The following is a 17,859-nucleotide window of genomic DNA, read 5'->3' on the forward strand; positions in this document are numbered from 1 at the left end:
GCTCCGGTCATCACGGTGGTCATCGGTGTAACTCCTTGGGTGTGGATGGCGGGGCCGCGCTGCGTGGCTGCGGCCCTCGGTTCGTTCCTGGATTACTGAAGCACGGTCTCGATGGCGCCCGCTACCTGCAGCACGCGCGCGTCCTGCCCGTTGAGGCCGCACACGCCAAGGCCGATGCCCTGCCCGGCCACCGGCAGCGGCAGCGAGACGGCGCAGCCGTCGAGGAAATTGATCACGCTGGCGTTGCGCAGCACGAGGCCGTTGGTGGCGAAGAAGGCTTCGTCGCTTTGCAGCGCATCCAGCCGTGGCGGGCGTACGGCCACGGTGGGCATCAGCCAGGCGTCGGCCTCGCGCAGCAGCCCGGCGGCGCGCGCTTGCATGGCGCGGCGCGCGGCCAGCAGGTCGAGGTAGTCGGCGGCGCCGAGCTGCTCGCCGCGGCGGATGCGCATGGCGACGCGCGGGTCATAATCGCCGCCGCGTTCGGCCAGCAGTTGCTTGTGCCAGTGCCACGCCTCGGCCGCGGTCAGGCCGCCGCCGGCGTTGATGTCCGGCAGGCGCTTGAGTTCGGGGAAATTGAACGGCACGATGCGCGCGCCAAGGCGCGCGAGCATGTCGAGCGTGGCGTCGAAGGCCTGGGCGACCTCGGCGTCGAGGCTGTCGCAGACGAAATCGCGCGTAACCAGCAGGCGCAATCCGGCCAGCGGCGCGGGCCTGCTGTCCAGGGCCTCGCCGCTGACGATGGCGTCGAACGCCGCGCAGCAGGCCACCGAGCGTGCCAGCGGGCCGGCGGAGTCGAGCGAGGTGGAGAGCGGTACGCCGCCATCCAGCGGCACGCGGCGCGCGCTGGGCTTGAAGCCGGTCAGGCCGCAGAATGCGCTGGGGATGCGGATGGAGCCGCCAGTATCGGTGCCGAGCGCCGCGGCTGCCATGCCGAGCGCCACGCTGACGGCGCCGCCCGAGGTGGAGCCGCCGGCGATGCGGGCTTCGTCGAACGGCGTGCGCGGCGTGCCGTAGTGCGGGTTCAGCCCAAGGCCGGAGAAGGCGAACTCGCTCATATTGGTACGCCCGATCAGCACGGCGCCCGCTGCGCGCAGGCGCGCCACGGCGACTGCGTCTGCGCTGGCGGGCGCGCCGGCAAGCGCCTTCGATCCGGCCCGCGTCACCTGCCCTTTTACGTCGAACAGGTCCTTGATGGAAATCGGCAGGCCGGCCAGCGGCGACGCCACCAGGCCGGCCGCGCGGGCCTGGTCGGCGGCACGCGCGGCGGCCAGCGCGCCGGCCGCGTCCACCTCCAGGAAGGCGACGCCGCCCTTAGCGCGATGGTCTTCGATGCGCGCCAGCGCCTGCTCGGTCAGCGCCACGCTGGTGGTGCGCCCCGCGCCGAGTTCGGCGGCGAGCGCGGCGATGGTCGGTTGCGCGGCGCTCATGGTGCCACCGCCAGGCAGGCCACGCGATAGGCATGGCGCAGGGTGCGCTTGCGTACCGGGTCGTGCAGCTCCACTTCGAAGGCTTCGCCACTGCCGAGTTCGCCGATCACCGCCTGCGTGCCGCAGAACATGGCGGTGCCGGGCGGCAGCGTGTCTTCACCGGTGAGGCGCCGGATCAGGTCACGCGGATCGAGCAGGCGCGTCACCAGGCCTTCCTGGTACAGCTCGCGCTGGCCGTTGCGGGTGCGCCAGCAGCGCATCTGCAGCTGGTCCCAGTGATCCGCCACGTCGGCAAAGCGCCAGAGTTCGGTGCCGAGCGGCTTGGCGCACATCTGCTTGGAGACGGTGACGTCGTAGGCCTCGACCTTGCGGTCGGTGTGGTCGGAGCCGACGCCGATGTACATGGCGTCCTGGCCGGCCAGCAGCACGAACTCGATCTCGCCCGAGGAATCCTCGCGCGGCACTTCGAGCAGCGTCTCGGTGGTCAGCAGCGAGGCGGCCAGCGGGTAGAAGCAAGGCACGGTCGAGGGCGGCCTGACGCCGATCTCTTCGAGCTCGCGGATGTGATGGTTGACGGCGTCGGCGTCGCGGCCGGTCCAGCCGGCGATGATGAGGCGCTGGATGTCGAGGGCGAGTGCGCCCTCGCCGGCGACCTGGAATTGCAGTGTCGGCATGTCGTACTACCTGTTGCGGAGAAAAACGGTCAGTGGGTCAGATGGTCCGGATGATGTTCTTCCGGAATTCGTCGATGTGTTCCCGGATGGCCTCGCGCACCGCCGGGATGTCGCGCCGCTCGAGCGCGTCGACGATCAGCAGGTGCTCCTGGTAGACGTTCTCCAGGTGCTGCGGATCGGATAGCGAGAGGAACCAGAAACGGGCCTGCTTCTCGTGCAGGTTGCGCAGCAGGTCGGCCAGCACGCGGTTGCGCGAGGCGGCCGACATGGCGGTATGGAACTTGAGGTCGAGCGAGGCCAGGCCGGCAATGTCACGCCGCGCGATCAGCTCCGGCGAACGGCCGAGGATCTCGCGCATGGCCTTGAAATCGCTTTCGTGGCCGCGCTCGGCGGCGAGCGTGGCGCACAGGACCTCGTTGGTCGCGCGCACTTCGATCATGTCGAGCACTTCATTGAGCGACAGCGGCGAGACCAGCACGCCCTTGCGCGGCATGATCGAGACCAGCCCTTCCACCTCGAGCCGGTGCAGCGCCTGGTGGACAGGCGTGCGGCCCAGCCCGAGCAGGCCCGCGACCTGGGCCTCGTTGAGCGGCTCGCCCGGGCGGAACTCGCAGGCGATGATGCGGCGCTTGATCTCGGCGTAGGCCTGCTCGCGCATGGCGGCGCCGGTCGCGGCGCGGCTTGCGGCGCCACTCTCGGCGGCGGGTTCGCCGGCACTGGCAACGAGCCTGATCGGGTTCGCCATGATGCGTTCCTGCGGTGTTGAAGTTGTTGTGATACTAGTCTGATATTTCACTGATCGTCAACACGATGAAGCGCAGGGTAAACGCTAGGCTGCGGCACCGCCAGGCGACGGGAATCCACGCAGCGCCGCCCTTGCATCGCTTCGCCGCATGGCGAGAGCTCCCCGCAAACCCATGCTGGGCAAAGCTTTCCGGTGCGCCATCAAAAGCGTTCCCGCATGATGCGCAATACCGTGCCCGCTATCGCTATTCCCAAAAACTCGCAGCCCTTCTATCATGTCCACATCGACCTAGAATCGATAATCGATTCAGTCGTATATTGGTGCAATATGCATTCATCGTGGTGCAAGACCTCCCAGCGATGGTGCCCAGACCTGCATGCGACCTCGACGGAAAATGCGAACATGACCGGGCAGTACAAAAAAAACGAGGACGCCGACACGCCGGCGGCCACCGCAGAAAGCAGCGAGGACACCACCCGCCCGGACCCGCTTTTCAACCAGTCGCTCGAGAAGGGCCTGGAGGTCCTGCGCGCCTTCAGTGCGGTGCATCGCACGCTCACCCTGGCGGAGTTGGCCGGGCTCACCGGCATGACCAAGAGTTCGGCGCAGCGCACCGTGCATACGCTGGAGAAGCTCGGCTACGTCGCCAAGCATCCGCAGACGCGGCGCTTTCGCCTGACCCCGAAGGTGATGGAGATTGGCTACAACTACCTGTCCGCGGACGCGCTGATCCAGGCCGCCAGCCCTTATCTGTCGCAGCTCGCCAATGCCAGCGGCGAAACCGCCAACCTGACCGAGCCGGTCGGCCTGGACATGGTCTACGTGGCGCAGCTCATGACGTCGAAGTACATCCCGGTGCTGACCCCGGTTGGCATGCGCATCCCCATGTATTGCACCAGCAGCGGCCGGGCCTACCTCAGCACGCTGCCGGACGAGCAAGTGATGGCGATGCTGGAAAGCTCCGCGCGCGTTGCGCGCACGCCGGCCACGCTGACCGATGTGGCGGCGATCTTCGAGACCGTGGCGGCCTGCCGCAAGGTGGGCTATGCCTGCAACAACGAGGAACTGTTCCTGGGCGACATGGGCATTGGCGCGGCCATCGTCAACAGCCAGGGCCAGGCGGTGGGCGCGGTCCATGTATCGCCGCCCGCCAGCCGCTGGAGCATGGCCGAGGCGCAGAAGAAGCTGGCGCCGATGGTGATCGAGTGCGCATGGGCAATCTCCCGCTCCATCGCCCACTGAGAGGCTGCTTCGCCGTGCCCTGAAACAGCCGCGCGGGGCGGAATGAAGCGGGGCGGAAGGAAGCGGGAAAGGCCGGGCTAGCGGGCGTGCTCCAGCATGGCCTGCAGCAGCACGTTGGCGCCGGCCTCGACATGCTCGGGCAGCGCGTCTTCCAGTTCGTTGTGGCTGATGCCGTCCTTGCAAGGCACGAAGATCATGCCGGTCGGCGCGCGCTGGGCCACGTAGACGGCGTCATGGCCTGCGCCGCTGACCACGTCCATATGCGGCAGCCCCAGCGCCGCGGCCGCGCGCCGCACGCTGTCCACGCAGGCGGGCGCGAACGCGCAGGGCTCGAACTTCACCACCTGGCGGATCTCCACTTGCACCGCGCCGTCGCGCGCGATCCGGGCGAACTGCGCGCGCATGGCCGCGTCCATGCGGTCAAGCCCCTCCTGCGAGAGATTGCGCAAGTCCACCGAGAAGTCCACGTGGCCCGGGATCACGTTGCGCGAGTTGGGCGCCACGTGCACGTAGCCGACCGTGCCGCGGCCATGCGGGGCCTCGGCCACGGCAATGCGGTTGACCTCGTCGATCATGCGCGCGGCCGCCAGCATGGCGTCGTGGCGCAGCGCCAGCGGCGTGGGGCCGGCATGCGCGTCCTGCCCGGTCACGGTCACGTCGTACCACTGCTGGCCGAGCGCGCCGGAGACCACGCCGATCGGCAGCCCGGCGGCTTCGAGCACCGGCCCCTGCTCGATATGCGCCTCGAAATAGGCAGCGAACATGCCGCCGGGCACCTCGCCCACCGCATGCTCGCCGCGGTAGCCGATCTGCGCCAGCGCCTCGCCCACGCTGATGCCATCGAGGTCGCGCTGGGCGCGCACGAACCCGGCCTCGAACACGCCGGCAAAGGCGCCCGAGCCCATCATCACCGGCGTGAAGCGGGTGCCCTCCTCGTTGGTCCAGAAGGCCAGTTCCAGCGGCGCGCGGGTGACGATGCCGAGGTCGTTGAGCGTGCGCATGACCTCCAGCCCGGCCAGCACGCCGAAGTTGCCGTCGAACTTGCCCCCCGAGGGCTGGGTGTCGATATGGCTGCCGGTGGCCACGGCGGCCGCATCGGGATCGCTGCCCGCGCGCCGCGCGAACACATTGCCCACTTCGTCGGTGCGCACCTCGAGCCCGGCCTCGCGGCACCAGCCCACCACCAGGTCGCGACCCTGGCGGTCCAACTCGGTCAGGGCGATGCGGCACACGCCGCCCTTGGGCGTGGCGCCGATCTGCGCCAGGTCCATCAGCGATTGCCACAGGCGGGTTGCGTTGATGCGGGGAAGGTGTTGCTGGTCCATGTCGGGAAGCCGGTTGGTTGGAAAACGAAAGGACAGGCCAGCAAAAAGCAGGCCATGGGCAAGGCAGGCACAAGCCATGAAGCGGACGCCCCCCTTGCGCCTGCGTGACACCGGTCGCCGCAACGCCTCTGCCTCGGCCGGGTGCCGCGGCAACTGGCACATGACTTGCTTGAAGGGATGCGTCCGCCCTTCCCCCCACCCAGGAGCACTGCCCGTGACCGTTTTTTCTTCCCCCGCCGCCGGAAGCACGAAACCCAGCCTGAAAGCCGTCGCCGCTGCCGCCGCGCTCACTTCGCTTTCCCTGCTCGCCCTGCCCGGCGCCGCCCATGCCGAGAAGGTGCTGCGCGTGGGCATGACCGCCGCCGACATCCCGCGCACGCTGGGCCAGCCCGACCAGGGCTTCGAAGGCAACCGGTTCACCGGCATCCCGATGTACGACGGCCTGACCCAGTGGGATCTCTCCAAGGGCAACGGCCCGAGCCTGCTGATCCCCGACCTGGCCACGGAATGGAAGGTGGATGCCAAGGACAAGACCAGGTGGGTCTTCAAGCTGCGCCCCGGCGTGAAGTTCCACGACGGCTCGGCGTTCAACGCCGACGCCGTGGTGTGGAACGTGAACAAGGTGCTCGACAAGACTGCCAGGCAGTTCGACCCCAGCCAGGTCGGCGTGACCGCCTCGCGCATGCCGACGCTGCGCTCGGCCAAGAAGATCGACGACCTCACGGTGGAGCTGGTCACCTCCGAGCCCGACTCCTTCCTGCCCTACAACCTGAGCAACCTGTTCATGGCCTCCCCCGCGCAGTGGGAGAAAAAGCTCGCCGCGGTGCCGGCCTCGGTCACCGATACGGCCGAACGCAGCAAGCAGGCATGGGTGGCCTTCGCCGCCGACGCCTCCGGCACCGGCCCGTTCAAGATGAGCCGCTTCGTGCCGCGCGAGCGGCTCGAGGTGGTGAAGAACGCGCAGTACTGGGACAGCAAGCGCGTGCCCAGGATCGACAAGGTGGTGATGCTGCCGATGCCGGAAGCCAATGCGCGCACCGCCGCGCTGCTGTCCGGCCAGGTGGACTGGATCGAGGCGCCGGCGCCTGACGCCGTGGCGCAGATCAAGAGCCGCGGCTTCGAGGTCTACGCCAATGCGCAGCCGCATATGTGGCCGTGGCAGCTGTCCTTCGCGCCCGGCTCGCCCTGGCTCGACAAGCGCGTGCGCGAGGCGGCCAACCTGTGCGTCAACCGCTCGGGCCTGAAGACGCTGCTGGGCGGCTACATGGCCGAGGCCAAGGGCATCGTCGAGCCGGGCAGCCCGTGGTGGGGCAATCCCAAGTTCGATGTCAAGTACGACGCCAGCGCCGCGCGCAAGCTGATGACGGAAGCCGGCTACTCGGCAGCCAAGCCGCTCAAGGTCAAGGTGCAGGTGTCTGCCTCGGGCTCGGGCCAGATGCAGCCGCTGCCGATGAACGAGTATGTGCAGCAGAACCTGAAGGAGTGCTTCTTCGACGTGGACTTCGACGTGGTCGAGTGGAACACGCTGTTTACCAACTGGCGCGTCGGCAGCAAGGACCCGAGCGCGCACGGCGCCAACGCCATCAACGTGAGCTTCGCGGCGATGGACCCGTTCTTCGCCATGGTCCGCTTCGTCAGCACCAAGACGCAGCCACCGGTCTCCAACAACTGGGGCTACTTCGGCAACGCCGAGTTCGACAAGTTGATCGAGACCGCGCGCACCTCCTTCGATGACAAGGCGCGCGACACCGCGCTGGCCAGGTTGCACGCGCGCATCGTGGAAGAATCGCCTTTCGTGCTGATTGCGCATGACGTGGGCCCGCGCGCCATCTCGAAGAAGGTCAAGGGCGTGGTGCAGCCGCAAAGCTGGTTCATCGACCTGGCCACGATGTCGATGGACTGAGCCGTGTTGCCGGTGCGGGCGCAAGGGGGAGATGCGCCGCGCCGGCTTGGCCCCCCGCTCCCTCGCCCACAAGCGGGATTGGGGGAAACAACAAGCGCATCGCCTTGCATTGCCCTGCCCCACTCTTTCCTTTTCTCTAGCCGGCCAAGCCCATGACTTACCTGCTCCGCCGCATCGTCTATGCGATCCCCATCCTGCTCGGGGTCGCCCTGCTGTGCTTCTCGCTGGTCCATATCGCGCCGGGCGATCCGCTGGTGTCGGTGCTGCCGCCCGACGCCTCGGAGGACCTGCGCCGCCAGCTCACCGCGCTGTACGGCTTCGACAAGCCCTTCCTCGAGCAATTCCTGCACTGGCTCGCCCGTGCGCTGCACGGCGACCTGGGCACCTCCATCGCCACCAACCGGCCGGTCATGAGCGAAGTGATGACCGCGGTGGTCAACTCGGTGCGCCTGGCCGCCGTGGCCACGTTGATCGGCTTTACCTTCGGCTGCCTGTTCGGCTTCGTGGCGGGCTACTTCCGCGATTCCGTGGCCGACCGCACCGCATCCTTCCTGTCGGTGTTCGGCGTCAGCATGCCGCACTACTGGCTGGGCATGGTGCTGGTGATCGTATTCTCGGTCTTCCTCGGCTGGCTGCCCGCCACCGGCGCGGGGCCGGGCGGCTCCGCCGACTGGCAATGGGACTGGGAACATCTGCAGTACATGCTGCTGCCGGCGATCACGATGTCGGTGATTCCGATGGGCATCGTCGCGCGCACCATCCGCGCGCTGGTCGCGGAGATCCTCTCCAACGAGTTCATCGTCGGCCTCAAGGCGCGCGGGCTGTCCGAGCTCGCGGTGTTCCGCCACGTGCTCAAGAACGTGGCGCCGACCGCGCTGTCGGTGATGGGCCTGCAGCTCGGCTACCTGCTGGGCGGCTCGATCCTGATCGAGACCGTGTTCTCCTGGCCCGGCACCGGCTTCCTGCTCAATTCGGCGATCTTCCAGCGCGACTTCCCGCTGCTGCAGGGGACCATCCTCGTGCTGGCCGTGTTCTTCGTGCTGCTGAACCTGCTGGTGGACGCGCTGCAGACGCTGTTCGATCCCCGCATCCAGCGCAACTGACCCAGCAAGCCAACCGGAAGCCATCATGGAAATGACTTTGAAGAAGCCCGCCGTCGCGCCGCTCGTGCAGCGCTCGCCCGGCTACTGGACCACGGTCGGCCGGCGCCTGCTGCGCAACAAGCTGGCCATGCTGGCCGCGCTGATCCTGCTGGCGCTGGTGCTGATGGCGCTCTTCGCGCCGGCGCTGATGCCGGCCGATCCCTACGCCGCGTCGATCCTCAAGCGCCTCAAGCCCGTCGGCACCGAGCACTACCTGCTTGGCACCGACGAACTCGGGCGCGACATGCTCTCGCGCCTGATGCTGGGCGCGCGCCTGTCGCTGTTCATGGGCATCACGCCGGTGCTGATCGCCTTCGTGGTCGGCAGCGCGCTGGGCATCGTGGCGGGCTACGCCGGCGGCTGGACCAATACCGTGATCATGCGCCTGGTCGACATCCTCTACGCCTTCCCCTCCGTGCTGCTGGCCATTGCGCTGTCGGGCACGCTGGGCGCGGGCGTGGGCAATGCGCTGCTGTCGCTCACCATCGTGTTCGTGCCGCAGATCGTGCGCGTGGCCGAGAGCGTGACCACCCAGGTGCGCAACCGCGAATTCGTCGACGCGGCGCGCGCCTCGGGCGCGTCGTCGCTCACCATCGTGCGCGCGCACGTGCTCAACAACGTGCTGGGCCCGATCTTCGTCTACGCCACCAGCCTGATCTCGGTGTCGATGATCCTGGCCTCGGGGCTGTCCTTCCTCGGCCTCGGCGTCAAGCCGCCCGAGCCGGAATGGGGCCTGATGCTCAACACGCTGCGCACCGCCATCTACACGCAGCCGTGGGTGGCCGCACTGCCCGGCGCGATGATCTTCCTGACCTCGATCTCCTTCAACCTGCTCGCCGACGGCATCCGCTCGGCGATGGAAATCAAGGACTGACGCCATGACCGAAACCACTTTGCCGCAAGCCCTGCGCAACGCCGACGTCGGCGGCCCGGCCCAGCCGCTGGTGATCGCCCGCGAGCTGGTCAAGCATTTCCCGCTCAAGTCGAAGATCCCCGGGCGCCGCGCCGGCGTGGTACGCGCCGTCGACGGCGTCGGCTTCGAGGTCCTCAAGGGCGAGACGCTCGGCGTGGTGGGCGAATCGGGCTGCGGCAAGTCCACCACCGCGCGCCTGCTGATGCAGCTCATCGAGCAGGACAGCGGCGAGCTGATCTTCGACGCGCAGGGCGTGGGCTCGGCGCAGTTGCCGATGAAGCGCTTTCGCAGCCAGGTGCAGATGGTGTTCCAGGACAGCTACTCCTCGCTCAACCCGCGCCTGACCATCGAGGAATCGATCGCCTTCACCGCGCGCGTGCACGGCATCGGCGCGGCCGAGGCCAGCGCGCGGGCGCGCGCCCTGCTCGACCGCGTGGGCCTGGAGCCGGCGCGCTTCGCCGGGCGCTATCCGCACGAGCTGTCCGGCGGCCAGCGCCAGCGCGTGAACATCGCCCGGGCGCTGGTGCTGCGCCCGCGCCTGGTGATCCTGGACGAGGCCGTCTCGGCGCTCGACAAGTCGGTCGAAGCGCAGGTGCTGAACCTGCTGCTGGAGCTCAAGGCCGAGTTCGACCTCACCTACGTCTTCATCAGCCACGACCTCAACGTGATCCGCTACCTGTGCGACCGCGTGATGGTGATGTACCTGGGCAAGGTGGTCGAAGTGGGCGACACCGAGACGCTCTACGCCAACCCTTCCCACCCATACACGCGCGCGCTGCTGGCCTCGATGCCGGCCACCGACCCGGACCACCGCACCCTGGTCGCGCCGCTGGCGGGCGATCCGCCCAACCCGATCAACCCGCCATCCGGCTGCAGCTTCCACCCGCGCTGCGCCATGGCCGAGGCGGTCTGTGCGCGCCGCGCGCCGGTGCTGTCCGACGCGCTGGCCGGGCATCCCGTGGCCTGCCTGATGGCCAATGCGGACGGCGGCCACAGCCGCCATCTGGCTGCAAGGATCTGAGCGAGGCTTATCGTGACCCCACAAGTGACCCCACAAGTGACCCCACAAGACAACAACACCGAACAGCAAGCCTCCACGGCCCCGATGGTATCGGTGCGCGACCTGCGCGTGACTTTCTCCGGCAGCGGCAAGACCATCCGCGCCGTCAACGGCGTGTCGCTGGACGTGGCGCCGGGCGAGGCGCTGGCCCTGATCGGCGAGTCCGGCTCGGGCAAGAGCGTGACCCTGCGCGCGCTGATGCGCCTGCACCCGCCGCGCCGCACGCGCATGGAAGGCAGCATCCGCATCGACGGCGCCGACGTCATGGCGCTCGATGCGCGCGCGCTGCAGCGCCTGCGCGGTGGCACGGTGGCGATGGTGTTCCAGGAGCCGCTGCTGGCGCTGGACCCGGTCTACACGGTGGGCCAGCAGATCATCGAGTGCATCCGCACCCATGCGCGCGTGTCCGCCGCCGAGGCGCGCCAGCGCGCGCTGCGCGCGCTGGAGTCGGTGCGCATTCCCAGCCCCGAGCGGCGCCTGGCGGCCTACCCGCACGAGATGTCCGGCGGCATGCGCCAGCGCGCCATGATCGCGCTGGCGCTGTCGGCCAGCCCCAAGGTGCTGCTGGCCGACGAACCCACCACCGCGCTCGACGCCACCGTGCAGATCCAGGTGCTGATCCTGCTGCGCGAGCTGCAGCGCGAGCTGGGCCTGTCGATCGTGTTCGTCACGCACGACATCGGCGCGGCGGTGGAGATCGCCGACCGCGTGGCGGTGATGTACGGCGGGCGCATCGTCGAGGAAGGGCCGATCCGCACGCTGCTGCGCGCCGCCCGCCACCCTTACACCATCGCGCTGCTGCAAAGCCGCCAGCACGGCATGGACCGCGGCCAGCGGCTGCAGACCATTGCCGGCTCGCCGCCCGACCTGGCCGCGCTGCCGCCCGGCTGCACCTTTGCGCCGCGCTGCGCCCATGCGCGCCCGTCCTGCCTGGCCCAGGTGCCCGCCGCCACCGATCTTGGCCACGGACACCGCGTGAGCTGTATGCTGGTGTCCGAGCCCGCCGTTGCAGAAGTTGCCGCCTGAGAATCCCGATACTAGGAACCCGACCGATATGTCCCTGGCCACCCATCCCGCCCGCGCCTTCATGCCGTATCCCGCCGCCGACGTCCCCAATGCGCCGTCGGGCCCGCTCCACGGCCTCACCTTCGCGGCCAAGGACCTGTTCGACGTGGCCGGCTACCCCACCGGCGGCGGCAATCCGCATGTGCTGGCGCTGTCCGGCATCAAGACCGGCACCGCACCCGCCGTGCAGCGCCTGCTGGACGCCGGCGCGGCCTTCGTCGGCAAGACCCATACCGACGAACTGGCCTTCTCGATGAACGGCAAGAACGCCCACTACGGCTCGCCGGTCAACGGCGCTGCGCCCGGGCGCATCACCGGCGGCTCCTCGTCCGGCTCGGCCTCGGCGGTATCCAACCGGCTGTGCGACTTCGCGCTCGGCAGCGACACCGGCGGCTCGGTGCGCGCGCCGGCCAGCCATTGCGGCCTGTACGGCATCCGCCCCACCCACGGCCGCATCTCGCTGGAGCGCACCCTGGCGCTGGCCGAGAGCCTCGACACCTGCGGCTTCTTCGCGCGCGATATCGGCACCTTCTCGCGCGTGGCCGACGTCCTGTTGGGCACCGACAGCCGCCCCCTGCCGTCGGCCCCGCGCCTGCTGCTGGCCGAAGACCTGTTCCGCCTGCCCACCGCGCCCGCGCTGGATGCGCTGCTACCGGTGGTCGGCCGCATCGAAGCCGCCCTCGGCAAGGCCGCGCCGGTCGCCGTGGCGGACCGGCCGATCGAGGATATCTGGTGGGCCTTCCGCTACGTGCAGGGCTGGGAAGCCTGGCAGGCCGACGGCGAGCTGATCGAGCAATACGGCCTGCAGCTCGGCCCCGACGTGGCCGGGCGCTTTGCCTTTTCCAAGGGGGTCACGGCGGCGCAGTTCGAGGCCTCGAGCGCGCTCCGCCGCGCCGTCACCGCGCACATCGGCGCCCTGCTCGGCGACGACGGCGTCCTGCTGATGCCGAGCATGCCCGACATCGCGCCGCTCTCGGACGCCGACGGCGACACGCTCGAGGATTACCGCAACCGCTCGTCCCAGATCCTCTGCCTGGCGCCGCTGACCGGCTTCCCGCAGATGAGCCTGCCGCTGTCGGGCCGCGCCGGCGCGCCGCTCGGCCTGTCCCTGATGGGCCCCGCCGGCAGCGACCGCAGCCTGATCGCATTTGCGCAAAGCCTGGTGAAGGCACTAGGCTAAGCTACATTGCGCCTGCTTTTCCCGCGCGCCGCCGGCCAACCCGGCGGCGCGCGCATTTCTGCCCGATTTTCCGACAAGACAAGGAGAGCCTCAATGGCCCGCATCCGCATCGCCGCCGGCGGCTATCAGTTCGTCGCCGAGACCAACCCCGACGCCCCGCTGACCGTGGCGGCCTTCACCAAGCTGCTGCCCTACCGGCAAAAACTGATCCATGTGCGCTGGAGCGGCGAAGGCTGCTGGATCCCGCTGGGCGAGTTCAGGCTCGGCGTGGACTTCGAGAACCACACCAGCCACCCGTCGGTGGGCGACATCCTGTTCTACCCGGGTGGCTACAGCGAGACCGAGATCATCCTGGCCTACGGCAGCTGCTGCTTCGCCAGCAAGATGGGCCAGCTTGCCGGCAACCACTTCCTGACCATCGTGGAAGGCAAGGAAAACCTGCGGGCGCTCGGCACCAAGGTGCTGTGGGAAGGCGCGCAGGACGTGGTGTTCGAAGCGATGTGAGTCGCGGGGCGCGCCGGCAGCGCCCCGCATCCGGCGCTCAGCGCGCCACCAGGGCGGATCCTGCCTCCGGCGCCCTGACCCGGAACCAGGCCGCATAGAGCGCCGGCAGGAACAGCAGCGTCAGCGCCGTGGCCACGATCAGCCCGCCCATGATGGCCACGGCCATCGGCCCCCAGAACACCGAGCGCGACAGCGGGATCATGGCCAGCACGGCCGCCGCCGCGGTCAGGATGATGGGGCGGCAGCGGCGCACCGCCGATTCCACGATCGCATCCCATACCGCCGCGCCGCCGCGCACGTCCTGCTCGATCTGGTCGACCAGGATGACCGAGTTGCGGATGATCATGCCGAGCAGCGCGGTGATGCCGAGCTGGGCCACGAAGCCCATCGGCGCGCTCAGCAGCAGCAGCGTGGCGGCCGCGCCGATCAGCCCCAGCGGGCCGGTCAGGAACACCATCAGCGCGCGCGAGAAGCTGTGCAGCTGCAGCATCAGCAGCGTGAAGATAAGGAAGATGCACAGCGGCAACTGCGCGGCGATGGAAGCGCCGGCCTTGCCGCTTTCTTCCTCGGCGCCGGCGATGGTGATGCGGTAGCCGGCCGGCAGCTGCGCCCGCAGCGGATCGAGCTTGGGATTGATCTGCGCGGTCACGGTGGGTCCCTGGATGCCCTCCACCACGTCGGACTGCACGGTCACGCCGAAGTCGCGGTTCTCGCGCCAGATCACGCCGGGCTCGGAGCGGAAGGCAATGCGCGCCACCTGCGTCAGCGGCACCACGCGGCCATTGGCCGTGGGCACCTGCACGTTCTGCAGGTCCGACATGGCATCGCGCTCGTTGCGCGGGGCGCGCATCAGGATATCGATCAGCTTGTCGCCGTCGCGATACTGGCCGACCGCCACGCCGGTGAGCACGGTCTGGGTCACGCGGGCGATGGCGGTGCTGCTGACGCCGAGCGCGCGCGCCTTGTCCTGGTCGATATCCAGGCGCAGCACCTTGACGCTCTCGTTCCAGTTATCGTTGACGCCCTGCGTGTTGGGGTTGGCGCTCATCACGGCCTTGACCTGGTCGGCCAGCTTGCGCACGCCGGCGGCGTCCGGGCCGATCACGCGGAACTGCACCGGGTAAGGCACGGGCGGGCCGTTCGGCAGCAGCTTGACACGTCCGCGCAGCTGCGGGAAATCGGTCGCCAGCAGGCTGGTGACGCGCTGGCGCACGCGGTCGCGCAACGCCACGTCGGCGGGCAGCACGATCACCTGGGCCACGTTGCTCTGCGGGAAGATCTGGTCCAGCGGCAGGTAGAAGCGCGGCGCGCCGCTGCCGACGAAGCTGGTCAGGCTGGCGATCTCGCGGTCCGCGCGCAGCGCGCGCTCGAAGCGCTTGGTCTCGGCCTCGGTCTGGGCGAAGCTGCTGCCTTCGGGCAGCCACAGCTCCACCATCAGCTCGGGGCGGCTGGAATCCGGGAAGAACTGCTTCTCGACGAACTTGAAGGCGTACAAGCCGAGCCCGAAGGCCACCAGGGTGACGGCGATCACGGTCTTGCGCCAGGTGACGCACCAGTTCACCAGCTGGCGGAAGCGATTGTAGAACGGCGTGTCGAAGACTTCGTGATGGGCGCCCTCGCCGGCCGGCCTGGCCTTGAGCAGCAGGTAGCCCAGGTAGGGCGTGAAGTAGACCGCGGCCAGCCACGACAGCACCAGCGCCAGCGCCGTCACGGCGAAGATGGCGAAGGTGTACTCGCCCACGGTGGAGCGTGCCAGCCCCACCGGCAGGAAGCCGGCGGCGGTGATCAGCGTGCCGGTCAGCATCGGCATCGCGGTGGAGGTGTAGGCGAAGGTGGCCGCCTCCATCTTGGAGAAGCCCTCTTCAAGCTTGCGCACCATCATCTCCACCGCGATGATGGCGTCGTCCACCAGCAGGCCGAGCGCCACGATCAGCGCGCCGAGCGAGATCTTGTGCAGGCCGATGCCGAACATGTTCATGAACAGGAAGGTGACGGCCAGCACCAGCGGGATGGTCAATGCGACCACCAGCCCCGGGCGCACGTCCAGCCGCAACGGCCTGGTGTGCAGGCCGAGCGAAACGAAGCTGACACCCAGCACGATCACCACCGCCTCGATCAGCACGTGCACGAACTCGCCCACCGAGCGCTCCACCGCCTCGGGCTGGTTCTGCACCTGGTCCAGCTCGATGCCGACCGGCAGCTGCCCGCGCATGCCGTCCATGGCGGCGCGCAGGTTCTTGCCCAGCGCGATGATGTCGCCGCCCTTCTCCATCGAGATGCCGAGGCCGATCACTTCCTTGCCCTGGAAGCGCATCTTGCTCTGCGGCGGGTCTACATAGCCGCGGTAGACGTGGGCGATGTCACCCAGGCGGATATTGGCCGCGCCGCTGGGCCCGCGCAGTACCAGGTTCTCCAGGTCGGCCACCTTGGCGAACTGGCCCGACAGGCGCACCTGCAGGTTGTCGCCCGGCGTCACCAGCACGCCGCTGGCGTTCATGCTGTTCTGCTGCGAGATCTGGTCGGCGATGGCGTTGATATCGAGGCCGAGCTGGGCGAAGCGGGCCTGGTTGAACTCGATGAAGATCTTCTCGTCCTGCAGCCCGATCAGCGCCACCTTGGCCACCGAGGGCACGCGCAGCAGCTGCTGGCGCACCAGGTCGGCGTACTCGCGCAGCTCCTTGTAGTTGAAACCGTCGGCGGAGAGCGCGTAGATCGAGCCGTACACGTCACCGAACTCGTCGTTGAAGTATGGCCCGCGCACGCCCGCCGGCAGCGTCTGCGCGATGTCGCCGACCTTCTTCCGCACCGTGTACCAGATCTGCGCGGTGTCCCTGGCCGGCGAGGTGTCCTTGAGCTGGAAGATCACCGTGGTCTCGCCGGGCTTGGAGAAGCTGCGGATCTTGTCGGCGTACGGCACTTCCTGCAACTGGCGCTCGATCTTGTCGGTCACCTGCACCGCGATCTGCTCGGCGGTGGCGCCGGGCCAGAAGGCTTGCACCACCATCACGCGGAAGGTGAAGGGCGGATCCTCGTCCTGCCCGAGCTGGAAGAACGCGAAGAGCCCGCCCAGCAGCAGCACCACCAGCAGGTAGCGGGTCAGCGGCTGGTGCTCGAGCGCCCAGCGCGAAAGATTGAAGCGGGAATGTTCCATGCAGCGCGCCTCAGTTGCGCGCGGTGGCTGGCGCCACGGATTGCAGCGGCTTGACCTTCTGGCCCGGCTTGAGCAGGTGCACGCCGGCCGTGACGATGGTCTGCCCCGGCACCAGCCCCTTGGTGACCTGCACTTCGTTGCCCTGCAGCTCGCCCAGCGTCACGCTGACCGGGCTTACCGTGCCGGCAGCGCTTTCGTATACCCAGACCTGGTTGCTGCCGTCCTGCTGCAGCAAGGCGGACAGCGGCACGCGCAGCGCCGTGCTGTCGCCGGTACGGGTGAAGGTCACCACCGCGGTCATGCCGAACTTGAAGTCGGCCGGCGGGTTGGGCACGCTGATGCGCGCGGCGTAGGTCCGCGTGACCGGGTCCGCCATCGGCGCGATCTCGCGAACATGGCCGGGCAGCGCACGAGCCGGCCCGGCCCAGGTCCGCACCGTCACGTCGGAAATGCCGCGCAGGCGTTCCACCTGATCCTCGGGCAGGCCCACCGCCACTTCTTTCTCGGCGGTCTGCGCCACCCGCACCACCGATTGCCCGGCCGTGACTACCTGGCCGACTTCGGCATCGATCGCAGTGACCACGCCGTCGGCATCGGCGGGCAGCACCGCATAGGCGGTCTGGTTGGACTGGTTGCGCAGCCCCGCCTCGGCCTGGCGCAGGCGCGACGCGGCAGCGTCCAGCGTGGCCTGGCGGCGCTGCTGCTCCGCGGCGCTGATAAAGCCCTTGGCGAACAGGTCGTTGTAACGCTTGAGGTCTGCCGCGGCGAGATCGCGGTCGGTCCTGGCCGCATCGAACTGCGCGCGCGAACTGGCTTCGGCCAGACCCAGGTCGGTCGGATCGAGACGCGCCAGCGGCTGCCCCTTGCGCACCGTGGCGCCCACGTCCACCAGCCGGGCGGCAATCTTGCCCCCGACGCGGAATCCCAGCCGCGACTCGATGCGGGGCCGGACATCGCCGGAGAACTCCAGATCGGTCTTGCCCGCGCCCGCCTGCAGGTGCATCAGGCGCACCGGGCGGATCTCCGGCGCACGCGCGGCCTTGGGGCCGCAGCCGGCCAGCAGGCAAAGCAGGCAGGCCAGCGCCAGCGTGGTGACCCGTCCGGGCATGCGCAGCCCGCCAGTCCCGGAAGCGGGCCTGGCAACATCAGGAAGCGATGGGAAAAGCACATCGACGGCCGCAACATCCGGCCTGGGACAAGGCACTGGCATGAGTTAAGCGTGAGATCGGTGGGACTGCGCGGTGGGACTGCGGGCTATGCACGGGACGATGGCGAATTTAATAACTCGTCGGTCAGTAATATAGCGGGGCTGACCCGGATGCGTCAAATTGCCATCCGCGACGGACACAGCCAAAAGCGCCCGCGGACCGGCCGGCCGGGCGCAGAAAGCACAGGCGCCAGGCCGCAGCCTGGCTCCAGTGGCGAAATGCCGCAGCCGTGTCCGGGCGAGACCTTGCGCGCGTTCCGGCCCCTCGCTGCATCCGCTGCACCCGCGGCGGCGGCGGCGCGGGCCGCGCGAGCGCAGTGC

Annotated in this window: 14 protein-coding genes; 8 read left to right on the forward strand and 6 right to left on the reverse strand. The window is 68.9% G+C overall.

Annotation, left to right across the window (positions count from 1 at the left end):
• Window positions 1–92: 92 nt before the first annotated feature.
• Genes AB4Z48_RS17055 through AB4Z48_RS17065 form a run of 3 tightly spaced genes read right to left on the reverse strand, consistent with a single transcriptional unit; the run spans window position 93 to window position 2,846 of the window.
• On the reverse strand, window positions 93–1,427 hold the full coding sequence (locus AB4Z48_RS17055; RefSeq protein ID WP_441615959.1) for an amidase: 1,335 nt from the start codon (window positions 1,425–1,427) through the stop codon (window positions 93–95).
• The gene (locus AB4Z48_RS17060) at window positions 1,424–2,101 is read right to left on the reverse strand and encodes a DUF2848 domain-containing protein (protein ID WP_441615961.1); all 678 of its coding nucleotides are present in this window, start codon (window positions 2,099–2,101) and stop codon (window positions 1,424–1,426) included. The genes AB4Z48_RS17055 and AB4Z48_RS17060 overlap by 4 nt, the downstream gene beginning before the upstream one ends.
• A 37-nt stretch (window positions 2,102–2,138) precedes the next feature.
• A complete protein-coding gene (locus tag AB4Z48_RS17065; RefSeq protein WP_441615963.1) occupies window positions 2,139–2,846 on the reverse strand; it encodes a GntR family transcriptional regulator in 708 nt (235 codons plus the stop codon).
• Window positions 2,847–3,248: 402 nt separating this feature from the next.
• On the opposite strand from AB4Z48_RS17065, the gene AB4Z48_RS17070 reads away from it, so the two are divergent.
• Complete coding sequence (locus AB4Z48_RS17070) at window positions 3,249–4,088, forward strand: IclR family transcriptional regulator (protein WP_441615965.1); 840 nt, start codon at window positions 3,249–3,251, stop codon at window positions 4,086–4,088.
• Window positions 4,089–4,165: 77 nt separating this feature from the next.
• Here the strand turns inward: AB4Z48_RS17070 and AB4Z48_RS17075 are convergent, their stop codons facing one another.
• Window positions 4,166–5,413 carry a Zn-dependent hydrolase gene (locus tag AB4Z48_RS17075; RefSeq protein ID WP_441615967.1) on the reverse strand — a complete coding sequence of 416 codons (1,248 nt, stop codon included), beginning with the start codon at window positions 5,411–5,413 and terminating at the stop codon, window positions 4,166–4,168.
• A gap of 214 nt (window positions 5,414–5,627) precedes the next feature.
• Here AB4Z48_RS17075 and AB4Z48_RS17080 point away from each other — a divergent pair, with 214 nt between their 5' ends.
• The 7 genes from AB4Z48_RS17080 (at window position 5,628) to AB4Z48_RS17110 (ending at window position 13,180) form a co-directional block, all read left to right on the forward strand.
• Window positions 5,628–7,316 carry an ABC transporter substrate-binding protein gene (locus tag AB4Z48_RS17080; RefSeq protein WP_441615969.1) on the forward strand — a complete coding sequence of 563 codons (1,689 nt, stop codon included), beginning with the start codon at window positions 5,628–5,630 and terminating at the stop codon, window positions 7,314–7,316.
• 152 nt (window positions 7,317–7,468) lie between these two features.
• On the forward strand, window positions 7,469–8,419 hold the full coding sequence (locus tag AB4Z48_RS17085; protein WP_441615971.1) for an ABC transporter permease: 951 nt from the start codon (window positions 7,469–7,471) through the stop codon (window positions 8,417–8,419).
• 25 nt (window positions 8,420–8,444) lie between these two features.
• Window positions 8,445–9,332 (forward strand): ABC transporter permease, encoded by an 888-nt coding sequence (locus tag AB4Z48_RS17090; protein ID WP_441615973.1) that lies wholly within the window; start codon window positions 8,445–8,447, stop codon window positions 9,330–9,332.
• A 4-nt stretch (window positions 9,333–9,336) separates the two neighbouring features.
• On the forward strand, window positions 9,337–10,392 hold the full coding sequence (locus tag AB4Z48_RS17095) for an ABC transporter ATP-binding protein (RefSeq protein WP_441615975.1): 1,056 nt from the start codon (window positions 9,337–9,339) through the stop codon (window positions 10,390–10,392).
• 84 nt (window positions 10,393–10,476) lie between these two features.
• Window positions 10,477–11,457 carry an ABC transporter ATP-binding protein gene (locus tag AB4Z48_RS17100; protein ID WP_441616502.1) on the forward strand — a complete coding sequence of 327 codons (981 nt, stop codon included), beginning with the start codon at window positions 10,477–10,479 and terminating at the stop codon, window positions 11,455–11,457.
• Between the two features lie 28 nt (window positions 11,458–11,485).
• Window positions 11,486–12,676 (forward strand): amidase, encoded by a 1,191-nt coding sequence (locus AB4Z48_RS17105; RefSeq protein WP_441615977.1) that lies wholly within the window; start codon window positions 11,486–11,488, stop codon window positions 12,674–12,676.
• 93 nt (window positions 12,677–12,769) lie between these two features.
• Window positions 12,770–13,180 carry a DUF3830 family protein gene (locus AB4Z48_RS17110; RefSeq protein ID WP_441615979.1) on the forward strand — a complete coding sequence of 137 codons (411 nt, stop codon included), beginning with the start codon at window positions 12,770–12,772 and terminating at the stop codon, window positions 13,178–13,180.
• A gap of 37 nt (window positions 13,181–13,217) precedes the next feature.
• Here the strand turns inward: AB4Z48_RS17110 and AB4Z48_RS17115 are convergent, their stop codons facing one another.
• The gene (locus AB4Z48_RS17115; protein ID WP_441615981.1) at window positions 13,218–16,331 is read right to left on the reverse strand and encodes an efflux RND transporter permease subunit; all 3,114 of its coding nucleotides are present in this window, start codon (window positions 16,329–16,331) and stop codon (window positions 13,218–13,220) included.
• 10 nt (window positions 16,332–16,341) lie between these two features.
• The gene (locus AB4Z48_RS17120) at window positions 16,342–17,439 is read right to left on the reverse strand and encodes an efflux RND transporter periplasmic adaptor subunit (protein ID WP_441615983.1); all 1,098 of its coding nucleotides are present in this window, start codon (window positions 17,437–17,439) and stop codon (window positions 16,342–16,344) included.
• Between the last annotated feature and the right edge of the window lie 420 nt (window positions 17,440–17,859).

Origin of the sequence: Cupriavidus sp. 2TAF22 (assembly GCF_052115045.1) — a bacterium.
GTDB lineage: Bacteria > Pseudomonadota > Gammaproteobacteria > Burkholderiales > Burkholderiaceae > Cupriavidus.

Excerpts from the sequence above, each read along its gene's own strand:
- AB4Z48_RS17055 (WP_441615959.1), bottom strand. The coding sequence starts at position 1,427 with ATGAGCGCCGCGCAACCGACCATCGCCGCGCTCGCCGCCGAACTCGGC.
- AB4Z48_RS17060 (WP_441615961.1), bottom strand. The coding sequence starts at position 2,101 with ATGCCGACACTGCAATTCCAGGTCGCCGGCGAGGGCGCACTCGCCCTC.
- AB4Z48_RS17065 (WP_441615963.1), bottom strand. The coding sequence starts at position 2,846 with ATGGCGAACCCGATCAGGCTCGTTGCCAGTGCCGGCGAACCCGCCGCC.
- AB4Z48_RS17070 (WP_441615965.1), top strand. The coding sequence starts at position 3,249 with ATGACCGGGCAGTACAAAAAAAACGAGGACGCCGACACGCCGGCGGCC.
- AB4Z48_RS17075 (WP_441615967.1), bottom strand. The coding sequence starts at position 5,413 with ATGGACCAGCAACACCTTCCCCGCATCAACGCAACCCGCCTGTGGCAA.
- AB4Z48_RS17085 (WP_441615971.1), top strand. The coding sequence starts at position 7,469 with ATGACTTACCTGCTCCGCCGCATCGTCTATGCGATCCCCATCCTGCTC.
- AB4Z48_RS17090 (WP_441615973.1), top strand. The coding sequence starts at position 8,445 with ATGGAAATGACTTTGAAGAAGCCCGCCGTCGCGCCGCTCGTGCAGCGC.
- AB4Z48_RS17095 (WP_441615975.1), top strand. The coding sequence starts at position 9,337 with ATGACCGAAACCACTTTGCCGCAAGCCCTGCGCAACGCCGACGTCGGC.
- AB4Z48_RS17100 (WP_441616502.1), top strand. The coding sequence starts at position 10,477 with ATGGTATCGGTGCGCGACCTGCGCGTGACTTTCTCCGGCAGCGGCAAG.
- AB4Z48_RS17105 (WP_441615977.1), top strand. The coding sequence starts at position 11,486 with ATGTCCCTGGCCACCCATCCCGCCCGCGCCTTCATGCCGTATCCCGCC.
- AB4Z48_RS17110 (WP_441615979.1), top strand. The coding sequence starts at position 12,770 with ATGGCCCGCATCCGCATCGCCGCCGGCGGCTATCAGTTCGTCGCCGAG.
- AB4Z48_RS17115 (WP_441615981.1), bottom strand. The coding sequence starts at position 16,331 with ATGGAACATTCCCGCTTCAATCTTTCGCGCTGGGCGCTCGAGCACCAG.
- AB4Z48_RS17120 (WP_441615983.1), bottom strand. The coding sequence starts at position 17,439 with ATGCCCGGACGGGTCACCACGCTGGCGCTGGCCTGCCTGCTTTGCCTG.